Source organism: Nodosilinea sp. LEGE 06152 (assembly GCF_015207525.1).
In the GTDB taxonomy this organism is placed as follows: Bacteria; Cyanobacteriota; Cyanobacteriia; order Phormidesmidales; family Phormidesmidaceae; genus Nodosilinea.
This window is the reverse complement of the sequence record NZ_JADEWR010000008.1, coordinates 94,893-115,784: the sequence shown is the minus strand read 5'-3', so window position 1 is coordinate 115,784 and position 20,892 is coordinate 94,893. Positions and strand designations below refer to the sequence as shown.

The window sequence follows — 20,892 nt, the reverse complement described above, 5'->3', positions numbered from 1 at the left end:
GTGCCAGATTGCCGCGCCAGATTACGCGGACTAGCAATGGCCCTAACCCGTTTTTAGCTACCCTACCGAACTGGGGCGATCGCAGCCTCACTGCAGCACTAGGTTTACAGGAGCTTCAAAAAAACGTATAGCTGTGGTGGCCAAACCTTTGAAGCTAGGAGGCAATCTGAGTCAAAGCATCCTCCACGGCCATTGCCCAGCCCTCGGGGGCAGGGGCGAGGGCCACCGGCCAGCCCCGGTCGGCCAGCTGTGGGTGGGGGCCGTGGGCACCGGGCAGCACAATCGGGTAGTCGACGTTTTCGAGCATGTCGAGGTCGTTGGGGCTGTTGCCTAGGCCAATGGTGGCAATGGTTTGGGCCTCGGGATTTTTGGTCTTAAAGAGCTGCACCAGCTGGTGGACGGCGTTGCCCTTGCCCGCCTCGGCCCCAATCAGGTGCGAAAAGCGATCGCCAATCACCACCCGAAAGCCCATCGCCTCAACCGCCTCCCGCAGCTGATCGGCAGGTACATTCTTGGGGGTCATAAAGGGCTCGGTAAACTCACGGGCCTTGGCCTGTTTCGCTTCGCTGGGTGACAGCCCCGTCAGCTGTACCACCTGGTCAACGTTCCAATCGCCAAAGCCCTTGAGGGGACGACCCAAATCTTGAGCGATCGCCTTTAGCCCGGCCCGAGCGGTGACGTAGTTGCAGCCCAGTTGTAGCACTCGGTAGCCGTCCACATCGTCACCCGGCGGCAGGGCAAAGCGAGTATGGTCGGTGGGAATATAGACGGCGCTGCCGTTTTCAACCACAAACGGGTCGCGCAACCCCACATCCTGGCGCAGCTGAGCGACTTCCTGGCGAGTTTTGCTGGTCACGGGCACCACCGGAATGCCCAGGGCCGCGAGTTTGTCCAGGGTGGGCAGGGCCGCCTGGTAGGCGTAGGTTTCACCGTTGAGCAAGGTGCCGTCGAGGTCGGTAAACACAATGCAGGCCATAGGGGTGACGAAGTAGAGGTACAGGTAGGTATAACAGCGTGAGGGCCGGGGGGCGGCGCTACCAATACGTTAAGAAATAACCCGGGTAAAACCACTCAAAGCCTACCGCAGAGCTAGTCCTGCCCTGCTTTTGGCCGCTTTGGGGCGATCGCGGGGCATTTCCTCAGATTTTTCTGGCTTTCCCTTTCTAAAGCAACGGTAAGACAATACCTAGATGGCTTTTCTTTAGGGCTGCTCTAAGGATAATCTGTTAAGGCTTTAGCCTACGGCTGAGGTCTTGCTGTTCGCCCTCGCTATGAGTGTTATGGAGTTTAGAACCCCCGGCCAGGAGGCGGTTTACCATCGTATTTTGCCTTGGATGCACGAGCTGTTTGGCGAATCGCTGGTGGTCTTTGAAGATGAGCCCCTGTTCATTGTCAATTTGGGCTCAGCCGTCGCGTCTACTCGGGTTGTGCCCTGGCATCAGGATGAAACCCTGATCACAACTCGGTCCTACGTTGTGACTAATATTCAGCTCACCGCCGAACTGAGCTACTACCTGCTGCGCGAAAACAACGGCATTTACTTTGGCCGCTTTGCCTACGACGCCGAAGATGACATTGTGTTTGAACACAGTCTGGTCGGCGAAACCTGCGATCGCCGAGGGTTGAACCACTCCGTCACCACCGTCATCCGCATTGCCGACAACTACGACGACGAAATTGTGGCCCGCTGGGGCGGCAAGCGCGCCCTCGATCGCTGGGCATCTTAAATCGGCACTGAGCCTGCTGGCGATTCGACTGGGGGAGAGGCTTTCATTTAGCTCATTTCGCGCTACAAAAGAAACTAGCTCACTGCACTGGGGGAAGCCGCCGTGGCTCGTCGCTGGATTTGGATTGGTTTGGCAGGATTTTTAATAGCGCTGCTGAGTGTGGGGCTGGCCTCGGCCCAGGCGGCGAAACCGCTGCCATCCCAACTAACGGTCAGCCGTCTGTCCCCCATCCAGACCCCAGCGGGGACATCGCTACAGCTTATCAAGTCATTGCCGCCGGGCGACAGCGACTTGACCCAATCCGACCTGCAAGCTCAGGCGGCTCCACCGCGTCAGGTTACGGCCCTGGCTGACCCCTCTAACTACGGCGATCGCTATGCCACCGACATTGACGGGCGCATTCTGCAAAACGATTTTATTGCCGTGCTGCACGAGACCGTAGGTTCAGCCCAGAGCGCCATTAACCTGTTTCGCACCCATCACCCTCGCGACCAAGATCAGGTCAGCTACCACGCCCTGATTGGCCGCGACGGCACGATCTACTACATCGTGCCCCCTGAGAAACGAGCCTTCGGGGCCGGCAACTCGGTCTTTAACGGCCCCAACGGGCCAGAAACCGTGCGCACCAACGCGGCCTTTCCCCCCTCAGTCAACAACTTTGCTTACCATATTTCTTTAGAAACCCCAGGCGACGGCATGAACAACCGCCGCAGCCACAGCGGTTACACCCAGGCCCAGTATGCTTCCCTGGCTTGGCTGCTGGCTCAAACCACTATTCCCGACAGCCGCATTACTACCCACCAAGCTATCGATCGCTCCGGCAACCGTATGGATCCGCGCAGCTTCAACGGGCAGGGGTTTTTCGCACTGCTGCGCCGCTACCCCACCCGCAGCGGTCTGTCGGGCTAGGGGCTGTTGAGCTAGGGCAGGGCGTCAAAGTACACGATCATCTCAGAAATTGAGGGTTCTAGTCTGTCTAGGCTAGGGTCGTCGCTGGCAAACAGCTGGTCGCCCATCACCGCCTGGTAAGCCTCAGGGTGCTGCTCGATGGCTGTTGCCGCTGGTTCAAGCCGTAGCAGCAGGTACCCGTCGTACTGGTCTAGCTGACTTCCTTCCAGTATCACAGTGCCGCTGTAGTCCCAGGCGAAGCCGTAGAGCTGAAAGTTGCCCAAAATAGCTTCCACCTCTGAGTAGGGAATGCCAATCCCTAGCCCTTCTGGGGTTTGCCAGGCGGGGCCAAAGTCTCTAATTAGCTGAGGCCGAGTTTGGCTGACGTCTTGCCACACCACTGCAAACTGCTGGTCGGGGCCAGGGGTTACTACAGTCCCAGCGGCTGTGGTGCCCTCTCCTACGGAAATAGAAGCATCTTCAAGGGCGGCCTCGCCGTAGCGAGCGGCCAGTTCGGCCCGACTGGTTTCAGCGGTTACAGGGCCAACTCGCCGCCCCGGCACCACCAGGGTATCGGCAGCGGTTTGAGCCGACTCAACCACGTCGGCAGATGGCCGAGCCGCAGAGGAATTGGGGCTGGCTAGCAGGCGGCAGCTAGCCAGCGGCAGCAGCAACAGCAGAACTGGGGTTAAAAAACGCGCCACAGTTAAAGCGTTATACGAATGATTAGCACGAGCTGGAGCTGGTGCGCCTGCGGTATGTCGGCTACTAGGAGCAGGGATTTTGCTCAATCCACTTGCCGGTAGGCATTCTGGTCACCTTTGGACAGCCAGGACGACTATTCCATAGGATGAACCCTTGAAGCCTAGGGCACCAGGTGGTGGCTGATGGCAAACCGCAGCAGCTCCGAGCGATTGCTGGTTTCAGTCTTGCGCAGCAGGCTGCTGACGTACTTCTCGACGGTTCTGGGGCTTAAAAACAGGCGATCGCCTATTTGGGCATTCGACAACCCGTCCGACAGCAGCGCCAAAACATCTTGCTCGCGAGCGGTAAAGTCAGTTACCAGGTTGGCCGAGGGGGGCGACCAGGCAACGGCCACCTCCGGAACAGCCTGCGTGAGCACCTCGGAAGGCGTGTCGCTGGTCTGTAGGGCGCGCTGCTGAGCAGTGCTCAGCGCTACCTGCTGAATCCACGCCGACTGAATCAGCTGCGATCGCTCCAGCAAATTGCGCACAATGGCCCCAATCTCCTGCAGTTCAAAGGGTTTGGGCAGGTATAGATCGCAGCCTAGTTGGTAGCCCTTGATGCGATCCTGAATTTGGTTGTGGGCAGTTAGAAAAATAACCGGCAGCAGCCGAAAGGCCGGAAACTGACGCACCTTTTGCACTAAAGCGTAGCCGTCTAGCCCAGGCATACCGACGTCGGTAATAATTAGCTGAGGCTGATGGCTAAACACCTGCTGTAGCGCCATTTCACCGTGGCTGGCCATCAGTACGGAATAGCCCTCAAGCTCCAAATAGTCACACAGCGAAAGGCGAGTGCCCTCGTCGTCTTCCGCAATTAAAATCGTGAGCGGCATGACGTTACACCAAGTCTAAAGCATTGGCAGGTAAACCTGGACGGCCAACGGCCATGACTTAGACCCTGGCACGCAGCCCGATTATGCACCCCTGCCTACATAGCCTAAACGAGAATTTAGGTTGCGGGTTTATTTGTTGCTGAAGTTAAATTGCCTCGGAGTAATCACTCAGCCTTACTTAATAAAACGTTAGGTTCTGAGCCCTAGCCCAGGCGATAGCCAAAGCCGCGCACCGTTTTGAGGTACTGGGGATGGCTGGGGTCAACCTCCAGCTTTTCGCGAATCCAGCGAATGTGCACGTCTACAGTTTTGTTGTCGCCCATAAAGTCGTGCCCCCACACCTGGTCAATAATCTGATCGCGTGACCAGACCCGCCGAGGCTGACCCATAAATAGCTCTAAAATTCGAAACTCCTTGGGAGAAAGATTAATTTCTGCGCCCTGGAGAAAAACGCGACACTCCTGGGGATGCAGCGTAATGTCTTCAAATTTGAGCACGTTGTCTTTTTCGGCAGTAGACTTGCCCCGCTGCCGCCGCAGCAGTGCCCGACAGCGGGCAACCAGTTCTCGCATGCCAAAGGGCTTGGTGAGATAGTCGTCAGCACCAATTTCAAGCCCCACCACTCGGTCAGTTTCGGTGCCCTTGGCGCTGAGCACCAGAATGGGCACATCGATGCCCTGGTGACGCAGCAGTCGGCACAGGTCTAGCCCATTCATGCCGGGCAGCATCAGGTCGAGCACTACCAGGTTAATTTCCGGTCGGTCTGTGCGGCTCGACACCGAGGTGCCTCCCAGCATATCGAGGGCGGCTAGACCATCTTCAGCCAGCAAAATGTCGAACCCCTCTTCGGCCAACCCCAGGGCTACCGTCTCTCGAATTAGCTCTTCGTCTTCGACAACTAGCACCCGACCTAAACCAACCCTGAGGTTAGGCTGGGACTGGGCCGTGAGATTTACAGAATTCATAGGGAACGGTTAAAAACTGCTCATTGCAATCATATCAGCCGTTAGAGGGATGGAATAGCATCAGAAAAGCTAAGCCTTTATAAAGTCAGTCTACCTCTGGCCCTAGCAACCGGCTAGCCAACATTCATCAAAGTCTCTACACGCCGCCTACCAAAGCCTCGACGGCGGCGGCTTGGGTTGGTAGTGCGGCGGTTAAGACGGTGCAGCCAGTCGCGGTAATCTGCACGTCGTTTTCAATACGAATGCCGCGCACCTGCTGAAAATCGTCCAGGCGGCCCCAATCGATGGTGTCGTTGTACTGGCCCGACTGCCGGGCCGGGTCTAGAAGGCCGGGCACCTGGTAAAACCCTGGTTCAATGGTGACCACCATGTTAGTCGCCAGGGGCCGATCGAGCCGCAGAAACTTGAGCCCAAAGCGATCGCTGCGTACCCGTCCGGTGGCATAGCCCGCCGCGTCACCCAGATCTTCCATATCGTGCACGTCTAGTCCCAGCAGGTGCCCCACCCCGTGGGGAAAGAACAGAGCGTGGACGTTTTGTTCAACCAGGCTGTCGGGGTGGCCCTTGAGCAGGCCCAAATCGACCAGCCCTGCGGCCAGGGTGCGGCAGGCGAGCAGATGCAGATCGCGGTATTCTACCCCCGGCCGAGCGGCGGCAATGCAGGCATCGTGGGCCGCCAGCACTACGTCGTAAATATCCCGCTGGGGGGCGGTGAACCGGCCCGATACCGGCCAGGTGCGGGTGATGTCTGAGGCCCAACCGCTGGGGGCTTCGGCCCCGACATCGGCCAGCAGCAGATCGCCCGCCGTCAGGGCATGGTGGTACTGCTCGTTGTGCAGCACTTCGCCGTGGACGGTGACAATGCTGTTGTAGGCGCAGGTCATGCCCTCAGCCATAATCACCTGCTCCATGGCGGCTCGCACCTCGGCTTCGGTGGTGGCCTGGGGGGTAGCGGCCATGCCAGCCCGGTGGGCCGCTACCGACACGGCAGCGGCACGTTTAATCTGCGCCAGAGCCTCGTCGTCGTGGTACAGCCTGAGGGCAACCAGGGCTTCTATCAAAGCTTGGCTAAAGTCGGGGTCAGACGCGGCCTGGGATGGCAGCGTTGCAGACTCGGCCAGATAGCGCTCTACATGCCTGTAGGGATAAGCCGCAGCAGCCCCAATTTCGGCGGCAAGGGTGTCTCGGCTGGGAGTTGGACCATGCCATAGAGCCGCTTCCGGGGAGGTGTTATCCATAAACAAGGTCAATCGCCCCCCCTCCAGATGAATAGCAGCGTTAGCCAGGGGCAGACCAGCAAAGTACAAAAAGTGGCTGTTGGCCCGAAACGGATAAACGTTGGCCGGAAAATTGCGGGCCACCGACTGCCCTGACCACAGCAGTACCGGCTTGGGATGCAGCTCGGCCAGGCGATCGCGGCGCTGTTGAAGCACGTTGGCCAGCGGTAGCGGGGCAGTCTGAAAGGGCATAGACAACCAAAGCCGACGACTTCTTTAGTCTGGCACAAACACTAGCCCTGGAAACGTTAGCCTCGGAGGGTTCTAAACCTGGAGTTAATACCGTGGTGCTGGCCGTTAACCCCAAATCTCAGCACTATCTTTTAGAATGAACTCAATAATTATTTTTTTGTATATCTCCCGTTCAAAAATCAGTTCAAATGAACTATTGTTGGATCTATAACGGCTAGCCTACTTTAGGTGCAGCGCTATGGCTTCCTTAACAATTCGGCCAGGGTCACGGGTGCGCCTCAAGGGGCAAGATGACCATGTGCCAGACTTTGTAGTTGTTCGATGCGATCGCGATCGCTGCTGGGTGCGCCAGCAGGACTGGGCTCCTGAGGCGGAACTCATTGTCAGCTTCAAACAGCTGTGGGTTCCTCCCGAACCAGGCTCTAGTCTGCCTGTGGCCCTGGCCAAGCAGGTCAAAGCGGCTGGGCTGGTTGCCGCCCACAGCGATCACCGCGCTGGTGACAATGTGGTCTATATGGCCGCCTACCGTCGCCGCCAAGCTCCTCAGGGCCGTTAGTGCCAGAGCTTACAGGGTTTGTTGTCGCCGGTCAAAAATCTAGACCGGCTGCACAGGGTCTGTCGCCAAAGTGCTACTATGCAACTCTGTCGGTTTTAGCGGGGATCAGCCGCTAAAGGAAACGGGGAAAGCGCAGTGAAAAGCTGCCACTGTCCCGCAGCTGTGAGCCAATTTGAATTGCGGATTTTTAGATTTTGGCGGACCGTGACACCAAAAATCTAACAATCGCGAATCCAAAATTGAGTGAGTCAGAATGCCCGCCGATGGATCTCCCCTTCCTTTCCATCTGCGAGGTACAGATGACTGCTTGTAAAGTTTTGTCTGTCCTGGAGTGTTGTAGCCCAGGACTCTTTTTAGCTACGGCTCTAACCCAACTTCCCACGGGTTAGGCCGATGCGTAGTCATGACAGTGTGTGGCAGGGCTGCTTCGGTAACTGGCAGCCGCTGTTTATTCGCGAGTACTGGTTGCCCATTGGCCATACCGCCTGGCAGGGGTTTCTGAACCAGGGCCGAGGCATGGTGGTGTGCGAGGTGGCAGACGTCACCGCCACAGTAGACTGGAGCCGCACCGCCGTAGCCTACACCCTACGCTTTGTCGCCCAGGCTGGTCTGGCCAGCTACTGGCGCGACTTGTCGCTGGCTGCTGACCAGCAGCTACCCCTAGACGAGGCCGTTGCCACCTACGACCCCGCCCAGGACGTAATCTTGCTGCTGCTGGCCGACTCGCCGCCCTACATCACCTACCTACAGGGATGGGCAGTGCCGCCGCCGGAGTGCTTTCGCCAGCTGGGCGATTCGCGAAGCGATCCGTCCCGGAATCGCGCCGCCGAGTTTAACCTGGCTCCTCAGCCCTAACTGCCCTATTTCATCAGCGCCGAGGCCGTAGCGATGGCTGGCGCAGTCCATTAGTATCTTTTGCCAACACCTATGACCCAACCCACCTTGTTTGTCTGTGCCCTGTGCAAATTCCCCGCCGCTGAGGCCGGGGCGAAAGACACCACCGGGGGCCAGCACCTGATCGACCAGCTAGCGTCCGAGCTAGAGGACGGTGCTGTTAACCTTCAGCCAGTGCGCTGCATGGCCGCCTGCGATCGCGCCTGCAATGCTGCTCTATCCGCCCCCGGCAAGCTCACCTTTATTTTTAATGATCTCTCGCCTAGCCAAGCCGCCCCCGACCTGGCAGAATTTTGCCGCCAGTACGCCGAAGCTGACTTGGGTAAGGTGCCTTACGGGCTGCGATCGCCCGTCATCAAGCAGGCTACCGCCTACGTGCTGCCACCCCTGGTAGCTGAGGCGGTTGAGGCTGCGATTCCGGGACGGATTGCTTCGCAAATCGCTCGGTAGTGGATAGGTAGGCGGGTAGATGGGTAGATGGGTAGTTCAAGCTCCATCCACTCGTCTACCCCCTACCCATCCATAATCTCAAACTCCAACCCAAACTCCCCCGCCAGATTACAGGTCTGGTGATCAACCTCATTCGTATCGCTCAGCTCTAGGTTGTAGAAGCTGACGGCGGAATGGCGAAAGTATGGCCCCGCGTGCCAGGTGCCTACCTCCAGCTTGATAAAACAGTTACCGGGGATGTGAAAAGCGCGGATTGCTTGCGGGTCGGGCTGCTCAGCCGCCCCCGGTGGGGCCACCGCTATCAGCCAGTCCTTGCCTTCCAGCGCCCCCAGGCACTGAGTACAGCGCTGGTGCCGAGTAATGGTGCGAAACCGCATACCTCTATTCATTAGGGTCATGATGTAGAAGCGGGGAATGCCAGCATCCAGCTTGAGTTGGGCATCGGCGGGGCCAAAGGTAGCCTCATCGGGGCTGGGGAAGATGACTTGGCCAAAGGGGGTAAAGTTTTCCGCAGTAATGGGTTGAGCAGAGAGCTGGTAGAGGGTCAGGGGTAAGGTCATAATGAACCTTGCTTTGCATGGGCAGAGGACAGAAGCTTTGTGCTGCTATCAGGCAGCCCGCGCCGTGAGGTTGTTTCACACCGCTAGAAGCCGACAGCCACGGCTCTTTCTCCCCCGACAACAGATTTAATTGTAAAGGGTGTAGCCAAGGCCATTGGTTATACCCCTACGATAAAACTACTGCCTCTGGTTCATCGCTATGACGGCTCCTCGCTTACCCGCCAGCMSNNAAGWYSKCAKRCKMSMYCMTKAGAWRKCKNGYGRKCWCSKMRMYYGYSYMKARKWKAMRNGCCGCTATGCCGCCGCTGCTGTGACCAAAGCCGAGCTGATAGAAGGAGTCGTCTATGTGGCCTCGCCCCTGCGGTTTCAACAGCACGCCGAGCCCCACAGTCGGTTAGATACCTGGTTGGGCACCTACGTTGCGTTTACCCCTGGCACTCGCTCAGGCATTGAACCCACGGTGCGCCTTGATCTAGATAATGAGCCCCAGCCCGACATTGTGCTGCTGGTAGATGAACTGGCGGACGGACAGGCTCGGCTCAGCGAAGATGGCTACTTAGAAGGTTCGCCGGAGCTGGTGATTGAGATTGCCGCCAGCAGTGCGGCCATTGATCTGGGCGATAAGAAACAGGCCTATCGGCGCAACGGGGTGGCAGAGTACCTGGTCTGGCAGGTGTTTGAGAACAAAATTGACTGGTATGCGCTCAACGATGGCGATTATCAAACGTTGCCAGTTGGGGCTGACGGGGTGATTCATAGTCGCCGCTTTCCGAGGCTGTGGTTTGCGGCAAAGGCCATTCTTCAGGGAGATATGGCTCAGGTGTTAACGGTATCGCAGCTAGGGCTTCAGTCCTTAAAGCATCAGGCGTTTGTGGTTTCCCTAGAGCGCTAGCCTATCGGGAGCACCGAGGAAGGGGACACGTTATGACCCGTGACCATACCAAAGCGTTAGCCCTCGCCAAAGCAGGGGAGCGGGATGCCGCCCACGAGTTGGTTTAGCTCTATTGCGATCGCAACTCCTGCCTGATTCACGCTTACCTGCATCGGGCCGAGGGAGACAACAGCAACGCCCGGACCCATCATGATTTAGGGGGTGGCAATGGCGCACGGCGACCATGGCGTAGAGCCAGCAACCGATACATCACCATGCTTGTCATGGTGGCAGAAATACCCCACATCATGGCGATCGCAACAGAGCTCGTCAAAATCAACCCAGTGGTTGTGTGGCCGATAGCTCGGGTAACAGAACCCAAAATAAACCAGCCCAGCCCCCAACTAACCGCACCGCTAATGATTTGAATTAAAACCCACCAGGCCATACCAGGAATCTGGGTATAAAATACTAGCCCCTGAATACCACCAATTATTATTCCCCCAACGGCTCCACTCATGATTAAGCTGCTGTGAAAGGCAATGTAAGGCCGCACCATGCTGCTCAGCACTACCCCTAACACAGTGGCCAGAGTCCATCGCACCGTCCCCGAAGCCCCCAAACGCAGCATTGAGCCCTGTAAGAGACCGACTGCAGCTCCCAGAACATAGGGAGTGATTCGGGTTGGCTCAGCGGGAACGCTAATCATGGCTAATCCACAGCCCAAAACCGTCAGGCCAACCCAGAGGGAACAGAACTTCCAGGCCCTGTGAGGAGGATAATTGGCGGCCAAAAATAGGGGACGGTTAAGGGCAGAAAAATTCATAGGGATATCGTTGACGTAATGTTGGACCGGGGACGATACCGTCGGTGGCGACTCTACCCGCCTGCCCTGCTAACAGCATACCCTCACCCCCTGAGCCCATAGCGTGATGCGCAACCACAAAACCCATGGGCAAGACTCCATAAATCGTTCTCCTCACTAGTGCGTTGGTCCGGGCTTGCGATCGACAAGTAGCTCTAGGCCCAGCGCCGCCGAGATTTGCGGCATCGCCTCGGCCAGACCGTTGGGGCGATCGCTTACTTCAATGTGCACGGGTCGCCAGGGAAAAAGGGCTTGAGCGACCCCAGCGGCGTTCCGGACAGCACTATAGAGATGACTTTATAGCCGTCGGTACGCTGTTGGGCTGTAGCGTGGGCAATACCTAGTTCTCGCTGCACCCATTGAGAACTCAGAGCATCGATGCTGCCTACCACCAAGAAACAGCGGGCTGTGCGAATGCTGGCTTCAATCGTGGCTTCCAGGTCATTGCCGCCAGTCATCTCCCGCGAATCGACCCGGAGGATCTGACCGTGCAGCTTTAGCATTTCCCGTGGCTGTGCAATCGAGCCCCGACTAGATTCAGTCTTAAGCTCGTTGATATACCACAAAGATAACTACCCCTTTCCGGAAGACTTCGCCTCTCAAGCCTCCATTTGCTCTAAATTCAAAAAACCAAAATTCTCTAACACTCTTACAATGCCGCGAAGAAATGCAAAACCTCCCATCCTTACTTGGTAAGCTGAAGGTTTGTTTCGTCGATCGCAGAGTTGGGTAGTAAGGCATGGATAACAAGTTGATGCTGATGATTCCGGGGCCGACCCCTGTACCCGAGCAGGTGCTGTTGGCTATGGCCAAACACCCCATGGGTCACCGCAGCGGTGAGTTTAGCGCGATTATGGCGGAGGTCACCGAGAACCTCAAGTGGCTGCACCAGACCCAAAACGATGTGCTGGTGCTGGCGGCTAGCGGCACTGGGGCTATGGAAGCGGGCATCATCAACTTTCTCAGCGCGGGCGACAAGGTGCTGGTGGGCAACAATGGCAAGTTTGGCGAACGCTGGGGTGAGGTAGCCCGCGCCTACGGCCTCGATGCCCATGAAATCACCGCCGAGTGGGGCAAGCCGTTAAATCCTGACGACTTCAAAGCGGCTCTTGAGGCCGACACCGCCAAAGACATCAAAGCGGTAATTGTTACCCACAGCGAAACCTCCACCGGGGTGCTCAACGATGTGGAGACCATTAACCGCCACGTCAAGGCCCACGGCGCGCTGATTATGGTGGATGCGGTGACCAGCCTAGGGGCGACCTCAGTGCCGGTGGATGAGTGGGGTCTAGATGTGGTGGCTTCGGGTTCCCAGAAGGGCTATATGATTCCGCCCGGTTTGGCGTTTGTCAGCGTCAGCGCCAAGGCATGGGAGGCCTACGAGACGGCGACCCTGCCCAAGTACTACCTCGATCTCAAGCCCTACAGCAAAAACGCGGCCAAGAACACCACGCCCTTTACGCCGCCCGTCAATATGTTCTTTGCCCTGCAAGTAGCTCTGAACATGATGCAGAAAGAGGGGCTAGAGGCGATCTTTGCCCGCCACGATCGCCAAAAGCGAGCTACCCGTGCCGCCATGACCGCCCTCAACCTGCCGCTGTTTGGGGCCGACGACTGCGCCAGCCCGGCCATCACCGCCGTCATGCCCCAGGGGGTAGATGCCGAGCAAATTCGCTCAGTGATGAAAAAGCAGTTTGATATTGTTCTGGCTGGGGGGCAAGACCACCTGAAGGGCAAGATCTTTCGGATTGGCCACTTAGGCTTTGTGGGCGATCGCGATATTCTCACCGCTGTCGCCGCCCTAGAGGCCACGCTGACCCACCTGGGCTACGACCAGTTCACCCCCGGTGCTGGGGTCAATGCCGCTGGGCAGGTGCTGCTAGCCTAGCGACCCACTGGCTAGGTGCAGGTGTAGACCCCGAGATTTTGGCCAAAATCTCGGGGTCTTGTCATTTACAGCTTTGGCAGCTCAGTATCAAGGCCAAAGGCCTGGGCGGGCGGCAGCTGTAGCACGCTGAGTATCCCATCGAGCATGTACTGCACTGCTAGCGCCGCCAGCAGCACCCCCAGCACGCGGGTGACGACGTTAATGCCAATTTGGCCCAGGGCCTTACCCAAAGGCTGGGACAGCAGCAAGAAGACGTAGCACAACAAAATTACAACCCCAGCCGCCGCCAGCACCACGCTCAGCCCCAGATAGTAGTTGGTTGACTCCCGAGACAGGACCAAAATGCTGGCCAAACTGCCCGGCCCAGCAATCAGCGGAATCGCTAGGGGAAACACGCTTACGTCCTGCCGCACTTCGGCCTCCTGGGCTTCGGCCTCGGTTTCGCGCTCCTGGTGCACAAAAATCATGTCGAGGGCAATCTTAAACAGCAGAAACCCCGCCGCAATTTGAAACGCCTGCAGGCTAATGCCCAGATTGTGCAACACGTAGGCCCCCGTCAGCCCAAAGACCAGCAGGATGATCGCCGATACCACCACGGCGCGGGTGGCGATTTGAGTTTGCTCAGCCTCGGTGCGATCGCTCACCAAGGCCAGGTACAAAGGCGTTAGCCCCACCGGGTCGATCACGACGAACAGGGTAAAAAAAGCCTTAGCAAACAGCGGCAGAACAATGGGCATGGGGTCGCCTGAGAGATTTTCTAAAATTTAACGCCGTTTCGGGGCGGTGGTACGCCCAGACCCCCAGGGGAAAGATTTTTACGCATCTTTGGGGGCGCGATCGCTCCTTTCCCCACCAGCCAGCAATACCCCATAACCCTACAGAATTTACTTCAATAGCCGCAAATTAAGTTCGGTAACGCTATAGCTCACTCAGCCTCACAAAGACAGCTAAAAACCTCCATTTATTTCAAAGCATTGGTAAGGGACAGCGTTCCGCTGCGCTGTGCTGGGCACCCTATAGGTACTTTTGAGGGGTGCCACCCCCCACCCCACGGCCCCTCCATGAACCTGCGCCATAAAACGTTGCTCCTGACTACCCTGCCCCTGCTGGGGCTAATGGTAATTTTGTTTGGCAGTTTTTCGACCATTTTGCAGCGTAGCTATGGCCGTCTAGAGCAGCAAGATGCCCAACGCAACCTCCAGCGGGTTGACGAAGTACTAGCAGGCGACCTAGCTCAGCTGCAAAGCCTCACCGAGGATTGGGCCGCCTGGAACGATACCTATGACTTCGTTTTGGATGGCGATCCAGACTACATCCAGTCAAACCTGAGCAAATATGCCCTTGAGAGCCTGCAGCTCAACCTGGTAGCGGTGGTGAACCGCGACGGGTCGATTGTCTACGGCACCAGCTACGACCTAGAAAACCGGTCTTTTTCATCCCTTCCAGCCGATTTGACCTCGCAGCTTACGCCTGCCAGCCCGCTCATGCAGTTCCAGCACTTAGCCGCTCACCATCAGGGGCTAATGACGGTAGATGGCAAGCTCGTTCTGGTGACGGTAGAGCCGATTTTGCGCAGCGATGCCACGGGCCCTGCCCGAGGTGCCCTGCTAATGGGGCGCTACTTAAGCCCCGCTGTGGTGGAGTCTTTAGCTCTGCGCACCCGCCTTGATCTGCGCCTGTACCCCGTCGCTGAGGCTTCGCCCTCGGAAAGTGAGCTACCAGAGGCCCTGCGACCCATTCTGGCAACACTCAATAGTTCGACCGACCTGGCCAACTTTCCTACCCTGGTGCGCATTCAGTCAGCCGATACCCTGGCAGGGTACGCCCTCTGGCCCAACGTTTACGGCCAGCCCCAGGCGCTGCTGGAGGTTAAGCTTCCCCGCGATATTTACTACCAGGGGCAGGTGAGCCGCCACTACCTGGGCTGGTCGCTGCTGGGCTCGTGCCTGGTGTTCACGGGCGGCATGCTGCTGCTGCTCGATCGCGTCATTCTGCGACGGCTATTGGGGTTAAGCCAGCAGGTGCAGCAGATTGGCCGCTCGAACGACCTCACCCAGCGGGTAGCGGTGCCCGGCACCGATGAACTCAGCCATCTGGGCCAGCAGATCAATGACATGCTGGGTGAGTTGCAGGTTAGCAACGAAAAGCTGACTGCCGAACAACAAAAGGCCGAGCAGCTGCTGTTGAATATTCTGCCCGCCGCGATCGCTGGGGAACTCATGCAGACCAAAGCTTCTGTTCCCCAGCACTTCGACGAAGTGACTATTTTATTTGCCGATATTGTGGGCTTTACCAGCCTCTCCAACCGACTGTCGCCGATTCGGCTGGTCGATTTGCTCAACCAAATTTTCTCCGCTTTCGACAGCCTAGCCGAGCAGCTGGGGCTCGAAAAAATCAAGACCATTGGCGATGCCTACATGGTGGCGGCAGGGCTGCCCACGCCTAAAGAAGACCACGCGGAGGCGATCGCCGAAATGGCTCTGGCCATGCAGCAGGTCACCGCGTCGTTTCAGGCCGAGTCGGGGGAGCCAATCGAGATTCGCATTGGCATTAACACAGGCGTTGTGGTCGCTGGGGTGATTGGCACCAAAAAATTCATCTACGACCTGTGGGGCGACGCTGTCAACGTGGCCAGCCGCATGGAGTCGTCGAGCGAGCCGGGCCAGATTCAGGTTACCGCCGCCACCTACGATCGCCTCAAAGACCACTACCGGCTTGAAAAGCGAGGCTGTATCTCAATCAAAGGCCGAGGCGAGATGGAAACCTACTGGCTGCGGGGACACCGTCCTGAGGCACTGTTCTGCCCACTGCGGGCCATGGGTAATAGTGTCGGCCCAGGACTTTAGCATAGCTATAGCCGTTCCCGTCGACTTCTCCCTTCGACTTCGCTCAGGGAACGGCTATCACGTAAAACAAATTTTGAATGAATAATCCGATTCGTAGGGGCGTAGCATGCTACGCCCCTACAGTTTTCCTGAGCGTGAATTGAGGTCTACTAAATCGGATTTCGCATCGCTTAAATCAAAGCTATAGAAGCAATTGACGGCGCTAGGAATTTAACAAGCGGGTAACGCGATTCGAACGCGCGACATTCACCTTGGCAAGGTGACGCTCTACCACTGAGCTATACCCGCATTGCTTTATTGTACACTTAAACCTTCAAAATACTGTGTCAGATCTGGAGTGCTGCTCGGTCCTAATCCCTTCTGTGTTGCTTACCACCGATGAGCTTGTGGAAGTATAGTTCGTTGCAACCATCTATGATTTTTACACTGAGTCAGAATCGTGCTATGGCCGTGACTCAAATCTGGAAATCAAGACTAGATAAGCGGGTAACGCGATTCGAACGCGCGACATTCACCTTGGCAAGGTGACGCTCTACCACTGAGCTATACCCGCATAAAAACCAGAGTTGGAAGTTCTCGTTCGCTGGTTTTGACTTTGACTAGAATCTCAAAAAACTGTGACTATGTCAACAATTTCTTGAAATTTTTCTGGGCCTAGACCGAGCCAGCATCTGGAGCGATAATCGGCTGAGCCGATACGGTAACTCCAGGCCCCAGGCGGGCTATGCCGTTGCCGTCACCACTGCCCATCACCGAGTGAATTTGCCCCATTAAGCTGGCCATTTCCAGGGCGCTCATGGCATAGTCCCAACCGTGGTTGGCCTTAATGCCAGCCCGCTCTAGGGCCTGCTGCAGGGTGTCGGTCGTGAGTACCCCAAAAATGATGGGTACCCCAGTTTGAAACCCGGCGGCAGCCACGCCCTTGGCCACTTCTGCCGCCACATAGTCAAAGTGAGGAGTAGAGCCGCGAATGACGGCCCCTAGGCAAATAATGGCGTTGTAGCGCCCGCTGAGCGCCAGCTGTCGCGCCACCAGCGGAATCTCAAAACTGCCCGGTACCCAGGCGTAGTCCACCTGGGTACCCTCGGGGTTTACGTCGATACCGTGGCGCTTGAGGCAGTCTTGGCAGCCCTCCAGCAGTTTGCCTGTGACTAAATCGTTGAACCGGCCCAGCACGATGGCAAATCGGGGAGACCCTGCAGAAACTAACGTGCCCTCAAATACCGCCATAAGTAATTAGTATCTACACCACAAAGTAGTTGAGGCCGCCAACTACGACCACCAGCACGCCCCAAATAATAGAGCCAAACAGAATCAATCTTTTAGACTGATCCCAGTCTTGGGGGGAGGCGTAGGCCACCGGCACGTACACCACCAGCACAAAAGACATTAGCACCAGGGCAAACAGCGCGAGTTGAAACAGAATTACCATTGGTTTATCTTTACTCTCTCAAACACAGCAGCGGAGACGGCGGTAAGCAACCCGGCAAACAGCCCAAGACCAGGTTAATAGCCACACTACCCTAACCAGTACGCTATCAGAAAGAGGCCCCTGCGAAAAGTATGGCTCGAAAAGATATGGCCCCAAAAGCATGGACATAGTCCTTTGTCACGCCACCGCCGACTTCGATACCCTGGGGGCGGCCGTGGGGTTAGCACGGCTGCAGCCGGGGCGGCGGATCGTGCTGACCGGGGGCAGTCATCCCACGGTGCAGCGGTTTTTAGCCCTTCACCGCGATGAGTATCCGCTGATTGAGCGACGGGCGGTTGACCCCAGCCAGATTCGCCACCTCACCCTGGTCGATGCACAGCAGCCCGAGCGGTTTGGCCCAGCAGCAGGCTGGATTACCCAGGCCGCAAAAAATCAGGTGCCCATCGTCGTATATGACCATCATCCCGCCGCTGGTGAGCCGAATAGAACAAAGGGTACAGTGGCGCAGGAAAACGCCCAGGAAAAAATTATTGAGGCCGTAGGGGCCGCGACTACGCTGGTCGTAGAAGCGCTACGGCAGCAGAATGTTGAGCCAACCGTGGCCGAGGCTACGGTCATGGCCCTGGGCATTCATGTCGATACCGGCTCGCTGCTGTACGAAACCGCCACTGCCCGCGATGCCGCCGCTTTAGCCTGGTTGATGAGCCATGGGGCCAGCCTCTCGGTAATTGCCGACTTTGTAGAGCCGGGGCTCAGCCCAACCCTGCAGGATTTATTGGCAGAGGCGTTGGCGGCGCTCCGGGTAGAGACGGTGGAGGGCCATAGCTTAGCCTGGGTGCTGCTTAAAATCGATCGCTACCTGCCGGGGCTATCGGGGCTAGCTGAGCAGCTGATGTCGCTGGCCGAGGCTGACGCCCTGCTGTTTGGGGCCTACTATCCCGGCGCTAAGCCGTCCAGTTTAGACCAGCAAAACGGGTCTTCTACGTCGTCAGGCCGGGGACAAGAACCAGTTTCCAGCCGGGCTGCGGAGGAGTCTATCCCTCAAAAGCTGACTCTGATTGCTCGGGCTCGAGGGCGTCTGGGCGATCGCTTGGACTGGGGCGCGCTGCTGACCTCCCTGGGCGGCGGTGGGCACCCGGCGGCGGCCTCGGCGGCGTTAACCACGGCTGAACCGGAGGCGGTGGTGCAGCGGCTGCTGGCGCAGGCGCGATCGCAGCTGCCCCCCCAGCCCACCGCCCGCGATTTAATGTCGTCGCCGGTGCGCACCATTCGCCCCGAGACCACGATTCGCGAGGCGCAGCGCATTTTGCTGCGCTACGGCCACTCGGGCCTGTCGGTGGTGGATGAGGGCGATCGCCTGGTCGGCGTGATCTCCCGTCGGGATCTCGATCTGGCTCTCCACCATGGCTTTAGCCATGCCCCAGTGAAGGGCTACATGGCCACTAACCTCAAAACCATCGCCCCCGACACTCCCCTAGCCGAGATCGAACACCTGATGGTGACCTACGACATTGGCCGACTGCCGGTGCTGCGCGAGGAGGCCTTAGTCGGCATTGTTACCCGCACCGATTTGCTGCGCCACCTCCACCAGGAGTCAGCTACCACCGCCGAACAGGCGCTACCGAAGCGGCCTACAGCGGCCACCCTGCAGCACACGCTAGAAACTAGTTTGTCCCCTGCTTTGCAGGATATTTTGCGGCAGATTGCCGCCGCCGCCCAGGAGCGAGGCTGGCACCTCTACCTGGTAGGCGGTGCGGTGCGCGATCTGCTGATCTGTAGCGATCGCGCCTCGACCGTCTTACCTGATCTCGATCTGGTGGTTGATGGTGGCTTCAACGCTGTCCAGGTGGGGGCTGGTGTTGAGCTGGCCGCCGTGATCGAGCAGCACTTTCCCGAAGTCGATGTGCAGGTGCACGGGCGGTTTCAAACGGCATCTTTAGTGTGGCGCAAAGATCTCAACCACAGCCTGGCCGGGCTGATGATTGACATCGCCACGGCCCGCACCGAGTTTTACCCCTACCCAGCGGCCAACCCCGAGGTCGAGGCCAGCTCCATTCAGCAAGACCTGTACCGCCGCGACTTCACCATCAACGCCCTGGCCCTGCGGCTGACCCCACCCGGTGCCGGGCAGCTGCTCGACTACTTTGGCGGGCTGATGGACCTGCGGCAGGGCATCGTCCGCGTTCTGCACGCCAACAGCTTTATTGAAGATCCAACCCGTATCTACCGAGCCGTGCGGTTTGCGGTACGCCTTGGGTTCAGCCTCGACAGCCAAACCGAGGGCTACATTCGCCACGCCCTGGCCAGCGGTGCCTATACCCAGATGCAGCGCCAGGTCAGGCGCGCCCCCGCCCTCCAGGCGCGGCTTAAAAACGAGCTGAAGTACATTCTCGAAGCCCCCTACTGGCAGACGGCCCTGGCCCTGCTCGACCAGCTTCAGGCCCTGCGCTGTCTGCACGACGACCTGGCGATGACCCCGGTCCTGTGGCAGCAGCTGCGCCGCCTCAGCCGCTGGCTAGAGCGCTTCGACTGGACCGAGATGGAGCCACCCTGGCTGCTGCGGCTGGAGGGGCTGCTGGCGGCGGTGCCCGCTGAGGCGCGATCGCCCCTGGCCGCTGACTTACACCTGAGCGATCGCAGCCTGGAGCGCCTCGCCCACCTCGACGAGCGAGAACAGCATTGGCAGGCCCTGGTTGCCAATGCCCCAGCCCCCAGCGATCTCTATGCCGCGTTTAGTCAAGCCGATACCGCCACCCTGCTGCTGGCCAGTGCCCGCCACCCCCGCTGCCTGGGTCCGGCAATTTGGCGTCACTTGATGCAGTGGTCTGTCACTCCGGCCCTGATCGACGGCAACCGACTCAAAGCCTTGGGCTACCGGCCGGGGCCTCAGTTTCGACCCATGCTAGAGGCCCTGTTTGCGGCTCAGCTCAACGGCGACATTGCCACTCCAGCCGAGGCCGAAGCCTTGCTGGCTCAGCGTTATCCCCAGTCTTAGCCAGGGCACAAGATATTGTCACACCCCACCTCTGAACGGGTTAAGAACGTTATTCTAGTGAGTGCAATTTTCCAGCTGGGTACAGTTGACCCCTATGAGGCTGGCTGTAGGGCGATCAGGATGAACGCCAGCGATCCATAGAAAGTCAGCACCAGACCCACCATCACCAAAAAATGTAGCCAGTCATCCTTGCTCATAGCAGTGCGATCGCCCTCTGCGCCCGCCGTGGGTTTGCTTCCACGTACCCGACCAAAACCTTTAAATCCTGATGCCCTGTAATCGACTGCAAGGTCTTCAGGTCGACCCCCTTTTCAGACAGCCGCGTGATCAGCGTGCGCCTAAAGCTGTGGGTGCTGTAGCCCTTATGGTCTAGCCCAGCTCGCTCCAGTGCTCGCCTCAAAAAGTTGTCGCAGGCCTGAAATGACATCGGCCCAAGTTCACCGGGGAAGAGTGGACCATCGATCGGCTGCTCATAGGCCGTCAGGAGCTCCCCTAAGGTTGGATGGGTCGGACACTCCCTGGTCCTGCGTACACCCCCCGGCGTGGCCTTCCTCGTGCGGGCTCTGAAGGTGATAAACGTCCTGGGCCTGCCGTAGAGATCATAAACGTCTGCCACATCCAGCTGGCGCACGGCCCCCATTCGTTCCCCGGTCCATCGGGCGATGTCGAACATCAGCCGGTGCTTAGGATTTTCTATTTGTTTACGTAGCTTAACTAAATCAGCGTCGGTAAAAATTGAAGCTTTGCCGTGGCGATTATTTTTTGCCAATTTTTCAGATTCAATCTTTTGATGAATTACCTGGCTAACAGGAAAAGCATCAAAAGACCGCCTCATAAACTACTTGTGATTATGCCCACAACCCTTTAAGGATGGCTATCACAGCAGTTTTTATTATTAATGACTTTTA

The 20,892-nt window shown here is 57.8% G+C and carries 21 protein-coding genes, 2 tRNA genes and 1 riboswitch; of the genes, 9 read left to right on the top strand and 14 right to left on the bottom strand.

Annotated elements, in window-relative coordinates:
• Positions 1-154: 154 nt before the first annotated feature.
• Positions 155-976: an HAD-IIB family hydrolase gene (locus IQ265_RS12925; protein ID WP_194054184.1), complete on the bottom strand. Its 822-nt coding sequence runs from the start codon at positions 974-976 to the stop codon at positions 155-157.
• Positions 977-1,280: 304 nt separating this feature from the next.
• Between IQ265_RS12925 and IQ265_RS12920 the strand changes: the two genes are divergently transcribed.
• Together IQ265_RS12920 and IQ265_RS12915 are read left to right on the top strand one after the other, a co-directional pair.
• On the top strand, positions 1,281-1,727 hold the full coding sequence (locus IQ265_RS12920) for a YbjN domain-containing protein (protein ID WP_106920606.1): 447 nt from the start codon (positions 1,281-1,283) through the stop codon (positions 1,725-1,727).
• Between the two features lie 102 nt (positions 1,728-1,829).
• Positions 1,830-2,636 carry a peptidoglycan recognition family protein gene (locus IQ265_RS12915; RefSeq protein ID WP_347404960.1) on the top strand — a complete coding sequence of 269 codons (807 nt, stop codon included), beginning with the start codon at positions 1,830-1,832 and terminating at the stop codon, positions 2,634-2,636.
• 11 nt (positions 2,637-2,647) lie between these two features.
• On the opposite strand, the gene IQ265_RS12910 is transcribed toward IQ265_RS12915, so the two are convergent.
• From IQ265_RS12910 to IQ265_RS12895, 4 genes are all read right to left on the bottom strand, one after another.
• A complete protein-coding gene (locus IQ265_RS12910) occupies positions 2,648-3,319 on the bottom strand; it encodes a hypothetical protein (RefSeq protein WP_194054182.1) in 672 nt (223 codons plus the stop codon).
• A gap of 161 nt (positions 3,320-3,480) precedes the next feature.
• Positions 3,481-4,194: a response regulator transcription factor gene (locus IQ265_RS12905; protein WP_194054180.1), complete on the bottom strand. Its 714-nt coding sequence runs from the start codon at positions 4,192-4,194 to the stop codon at positions 3,481-3,483.
• Positions 4,195-4,397: 203 nt separating this feature from the next.
• Entirely contained in the window at positions 4,398-5,159 is a 762-nt protein-coding gene (locus IQ265_RS12900) for a response regulator transcription factor (RefSeq protein ID WP_194054178.1), read from the bottom strand.
• A gap of 136 nt (positions 5,160-5,295) precedes the next feature.
• On the bottom strand, positions 5,296-6,627 hold the full coding sequence (locus IQ265_RS12895) for an aminopeptidase P family protein (RefSeq protein ID WP_194054176.1): 1,332 nt from the start codon (positions 6,625-6,627) through the stop codon (positions 5,296-5,298).
• Positions 6,628-6,865: 238 nt separating this feature from the next.
• Here IQ265_RS12895 and IQ265_RS12890 point away from each other — a divergent pair, with 238 nt between their 5' ends.
• From IQ265_RS12890 to IQ265_RS12880, 3 genes are all read left to right on the top strand, one after another.
• Complete coding sequence (locus IQ265_RS12890; protein ID WP_194054174.1) at positions 6,866-7,183, top strand: hypothetical protein; 318 nt, start codon at positions 6,866-6,868, stop codon at positions 7,181-7,183.
• A 73-nt stretch (positions 7,184-7,256) separates the two neighbouring features.
• Positions 7,257-7,463: riboswitch (cobalamin riboswitch) on the top strand.
• A gap of 113 nt (positions 7,464-7,576) precedes the next feature.
• A complete protein-coding gene (locus IQ265_RS12885) occupies positions 7,577-8,038 on the top strand; it encodes a hypothetical protein (protein ID WP_194054172.1) in 462 nt (153 codons plus the stop codon).
• A 72-nt stretch (positions 8,039-8,110) separates the two neighbouring features.
• Positions 8,111-8,527 carry a DUF1636 domain-containing protein gene (locus IQ265_RS12880; RefSeq protein WP_194054170.1) on the top strand — a complete coding sequence of 139 codons (417 nt, stop codon included), beginning with the start codon at positions 8,111-8,113 and terminating at the stop codon, positions 8,525-8,527.
• Positions 8,528-8,589: 62 nt separating this feature from the next.
• On the opposite strand, the gene IQ265_RS12875 is transcribed toward IQ265_RS12880, so the two are convergent.
• Positions 8,590-9,087 carry an ureidoglycolate lyase gene (locus IQ265_RS12875; RefSeq protein ID WP_194054168.1) on the bottom strand — a complete coding sequence of 166 codons (498 nt, stop codon included), beginning with the start codon at positions 9,085-9,087 and terminating at the stop codon, positions 8,590-8,592.
• Between the two features lie 310 nt (positions 9,088-9,397).
• On the opposite strand from IQ265_RS12875, the gene IQ265_RS12870 reads away from it, so the two are divergent.
• Positions 9,398-9,979 (top strand): Uma2 family endonuclease, encoded by a 582-nt coding sequence (locus tag IQ265_RS12870; protein WP_347404959.1) that lies wholly within the window; start codon positions 9,398-9,400, stop codon positions 9,977-9,979.
• 187 nt (positions 9,980-10,166) lie between these two features.
• On the opposite strand, the gene IQ265_RS12865 is transcribed toward IQ265_RS12870, so the two are convergent.
• Both IQ265_RS12865 and IQ265_RS12860 read right to left on the bottom strand, forming a co-directional pair.
• Positions 10,167-10,784: a hypothetical protein gene (locus IQ265_RS12865; RefSeq protein ID WP_194054166.1), complete on the bottom strand. Its 618-nt coding sequence runs from the start codon at positions 10,782-10,784 to the stop codon at positions 10,167-10,169.
• A gap of 254 nt (positions 10,785-11,038) precedes the next feature.
• Positions 11,039-11,326 carry a toll/interleukin-1 receptor domain-containing protein gene (locus tag IQ265_RS12860; RefSeq protein ID WP_194054164.1) on the bottom strand — a complete coding sequence of 96 codons (288 nt, stop codon included), beginning with the start codon at positions 11,324-11,326 and terminating at the stop codon, positions 11,039-11,041.
• 236 nt (positions 11,327-11,562) lie between these two features.
• Here IQ265_RS12860 and IQ265_RS12855 point away from each other — a divergent pair, with 236 nt between their 5' ends.
• Complete coding sequence (locus IQ265_RS12855) at positions 11,563-12,711, top strand: alanine--glyoxylate aminotransferase family protein (protein WP_194054162.1); 1,149 nt, start codon at positions 11,563-11,565, stop codon at positions 12,709-12,711.
• 65 nt (positions 12,712-12,776) lie between these two features.
• On the opposite strand, the gene IQ265_RS12850 is transcribed toward IQ265_RS12855, so the two are convergent.
• The gene (locus tag IQ265_RS12850; RefSeq protein ID WP_194054160.1) at positions 12,777-13,448 is read right to left on the bottom strand and encodes a MarC family protein; all 672 of its coding nucleotides are present in this window, start codon (positions 13,446-13,448) and stop codon (positions 12,777-12,779) included.
• Positions 13,449-13,772: 324 nt separating this feature from the next.
• Between IQ265_RS12850 and IQ265_RS12845 the strand changes: the two genes are divergently transcribed.
• Entirely contained in the window at positions 13,773-15,557 is a 1,785-nt protein-coding gene (locus IQ265_RS12845; RefSeq protein WP_228037853.1) for an adenylate/guanylate cyclase domain-containing protein, read from the top strand.
• Between the two features lie 216 nt (positions 15,558-15,773).
• On the opposite strand, the gene IQ265_RS12840 is transcribed toward IQ265_RS12845, so the two are convergent.
• The 4 genes from IQ265_RS12840 to psbZ form a co-directional block, all read right to left on the bottom strand.
• Positions 15,774-15,845: transfer RNA gene (locus tag IQ265_RS12840), tRNA-Gly, on the bottom strand.
• Positions 15,846-16,038: 193 nt separating this feature from the next.
• Positions 16,039-16,110, bottom strand: a tRNA-Gly gene (locus IQ265_RS12835).
• Positions 16,111-16,211: 101 nt separating this feature from the next.
• Positions 16,212-16,787: a 6,7-dimethyl-8-ribityllumazine synthase gene (gene ribH / locus IQ265_RS12830; RefSeq protein ID WP_194054158.1), complete on the bottom strand. Its 576-nt coding sequence runs from the start codon at positions 16,785-16,787 to the stop codon at positions 16,212-16,214.
• A gap of 13 nt (positions 16,788-16,800) precedes the next feature.
• Positions 16,801-16,989 carry a photosystem II reaction center protein PsbZ gene (psbZ, locus tag IQ265_RS12825; RefSeq protein ID WP_106867016.1) on the bottom strand — a complete coding sequence of 63 codons (189 nt, stop codon included), beginning with the start codon at positions 16,987-16,989 and terminating at the stop codon, positions 16,801-16,803.
• A 160-nt stretch (positions 16,990-17,149) separates the two neighbouring features.
• Here psbZ and IQ265_RS12820 point away from each other — a divergent pair, with 160 nt between their 5' ends.
• On the top strand, positions 17,150-19,984 hold the full coding sequence (locus tag IQ265_RS12820) for a CBS domain-containing protein (RefSeq protein WP_194054156.1): 2,835 nt from the start codon (positions 17,150-17,152) through the stop codon (positions 19,982-19,984).
• A 193-nt stretch (positions 19,985-20,177) separates the two neighbouring features.
• On the opposite strand, the gene IQ265_RS12815 is transcribed toward IQ265_RS12820, so the two are convergent.
• Positions 20,178-20,819, bottom strand: a complete 642-nt coding sequence (locus IQ265_RS12815; RefSeq protein ID WP_194054146.1) for a tyrosine-type recombinase/integrase — start codon at positions 20,817-20,819, stop codon at positions 20,178-20,180.
• Between the last annotated feature and the right edge of the window lie 73 nt (positions 20,820-20,892).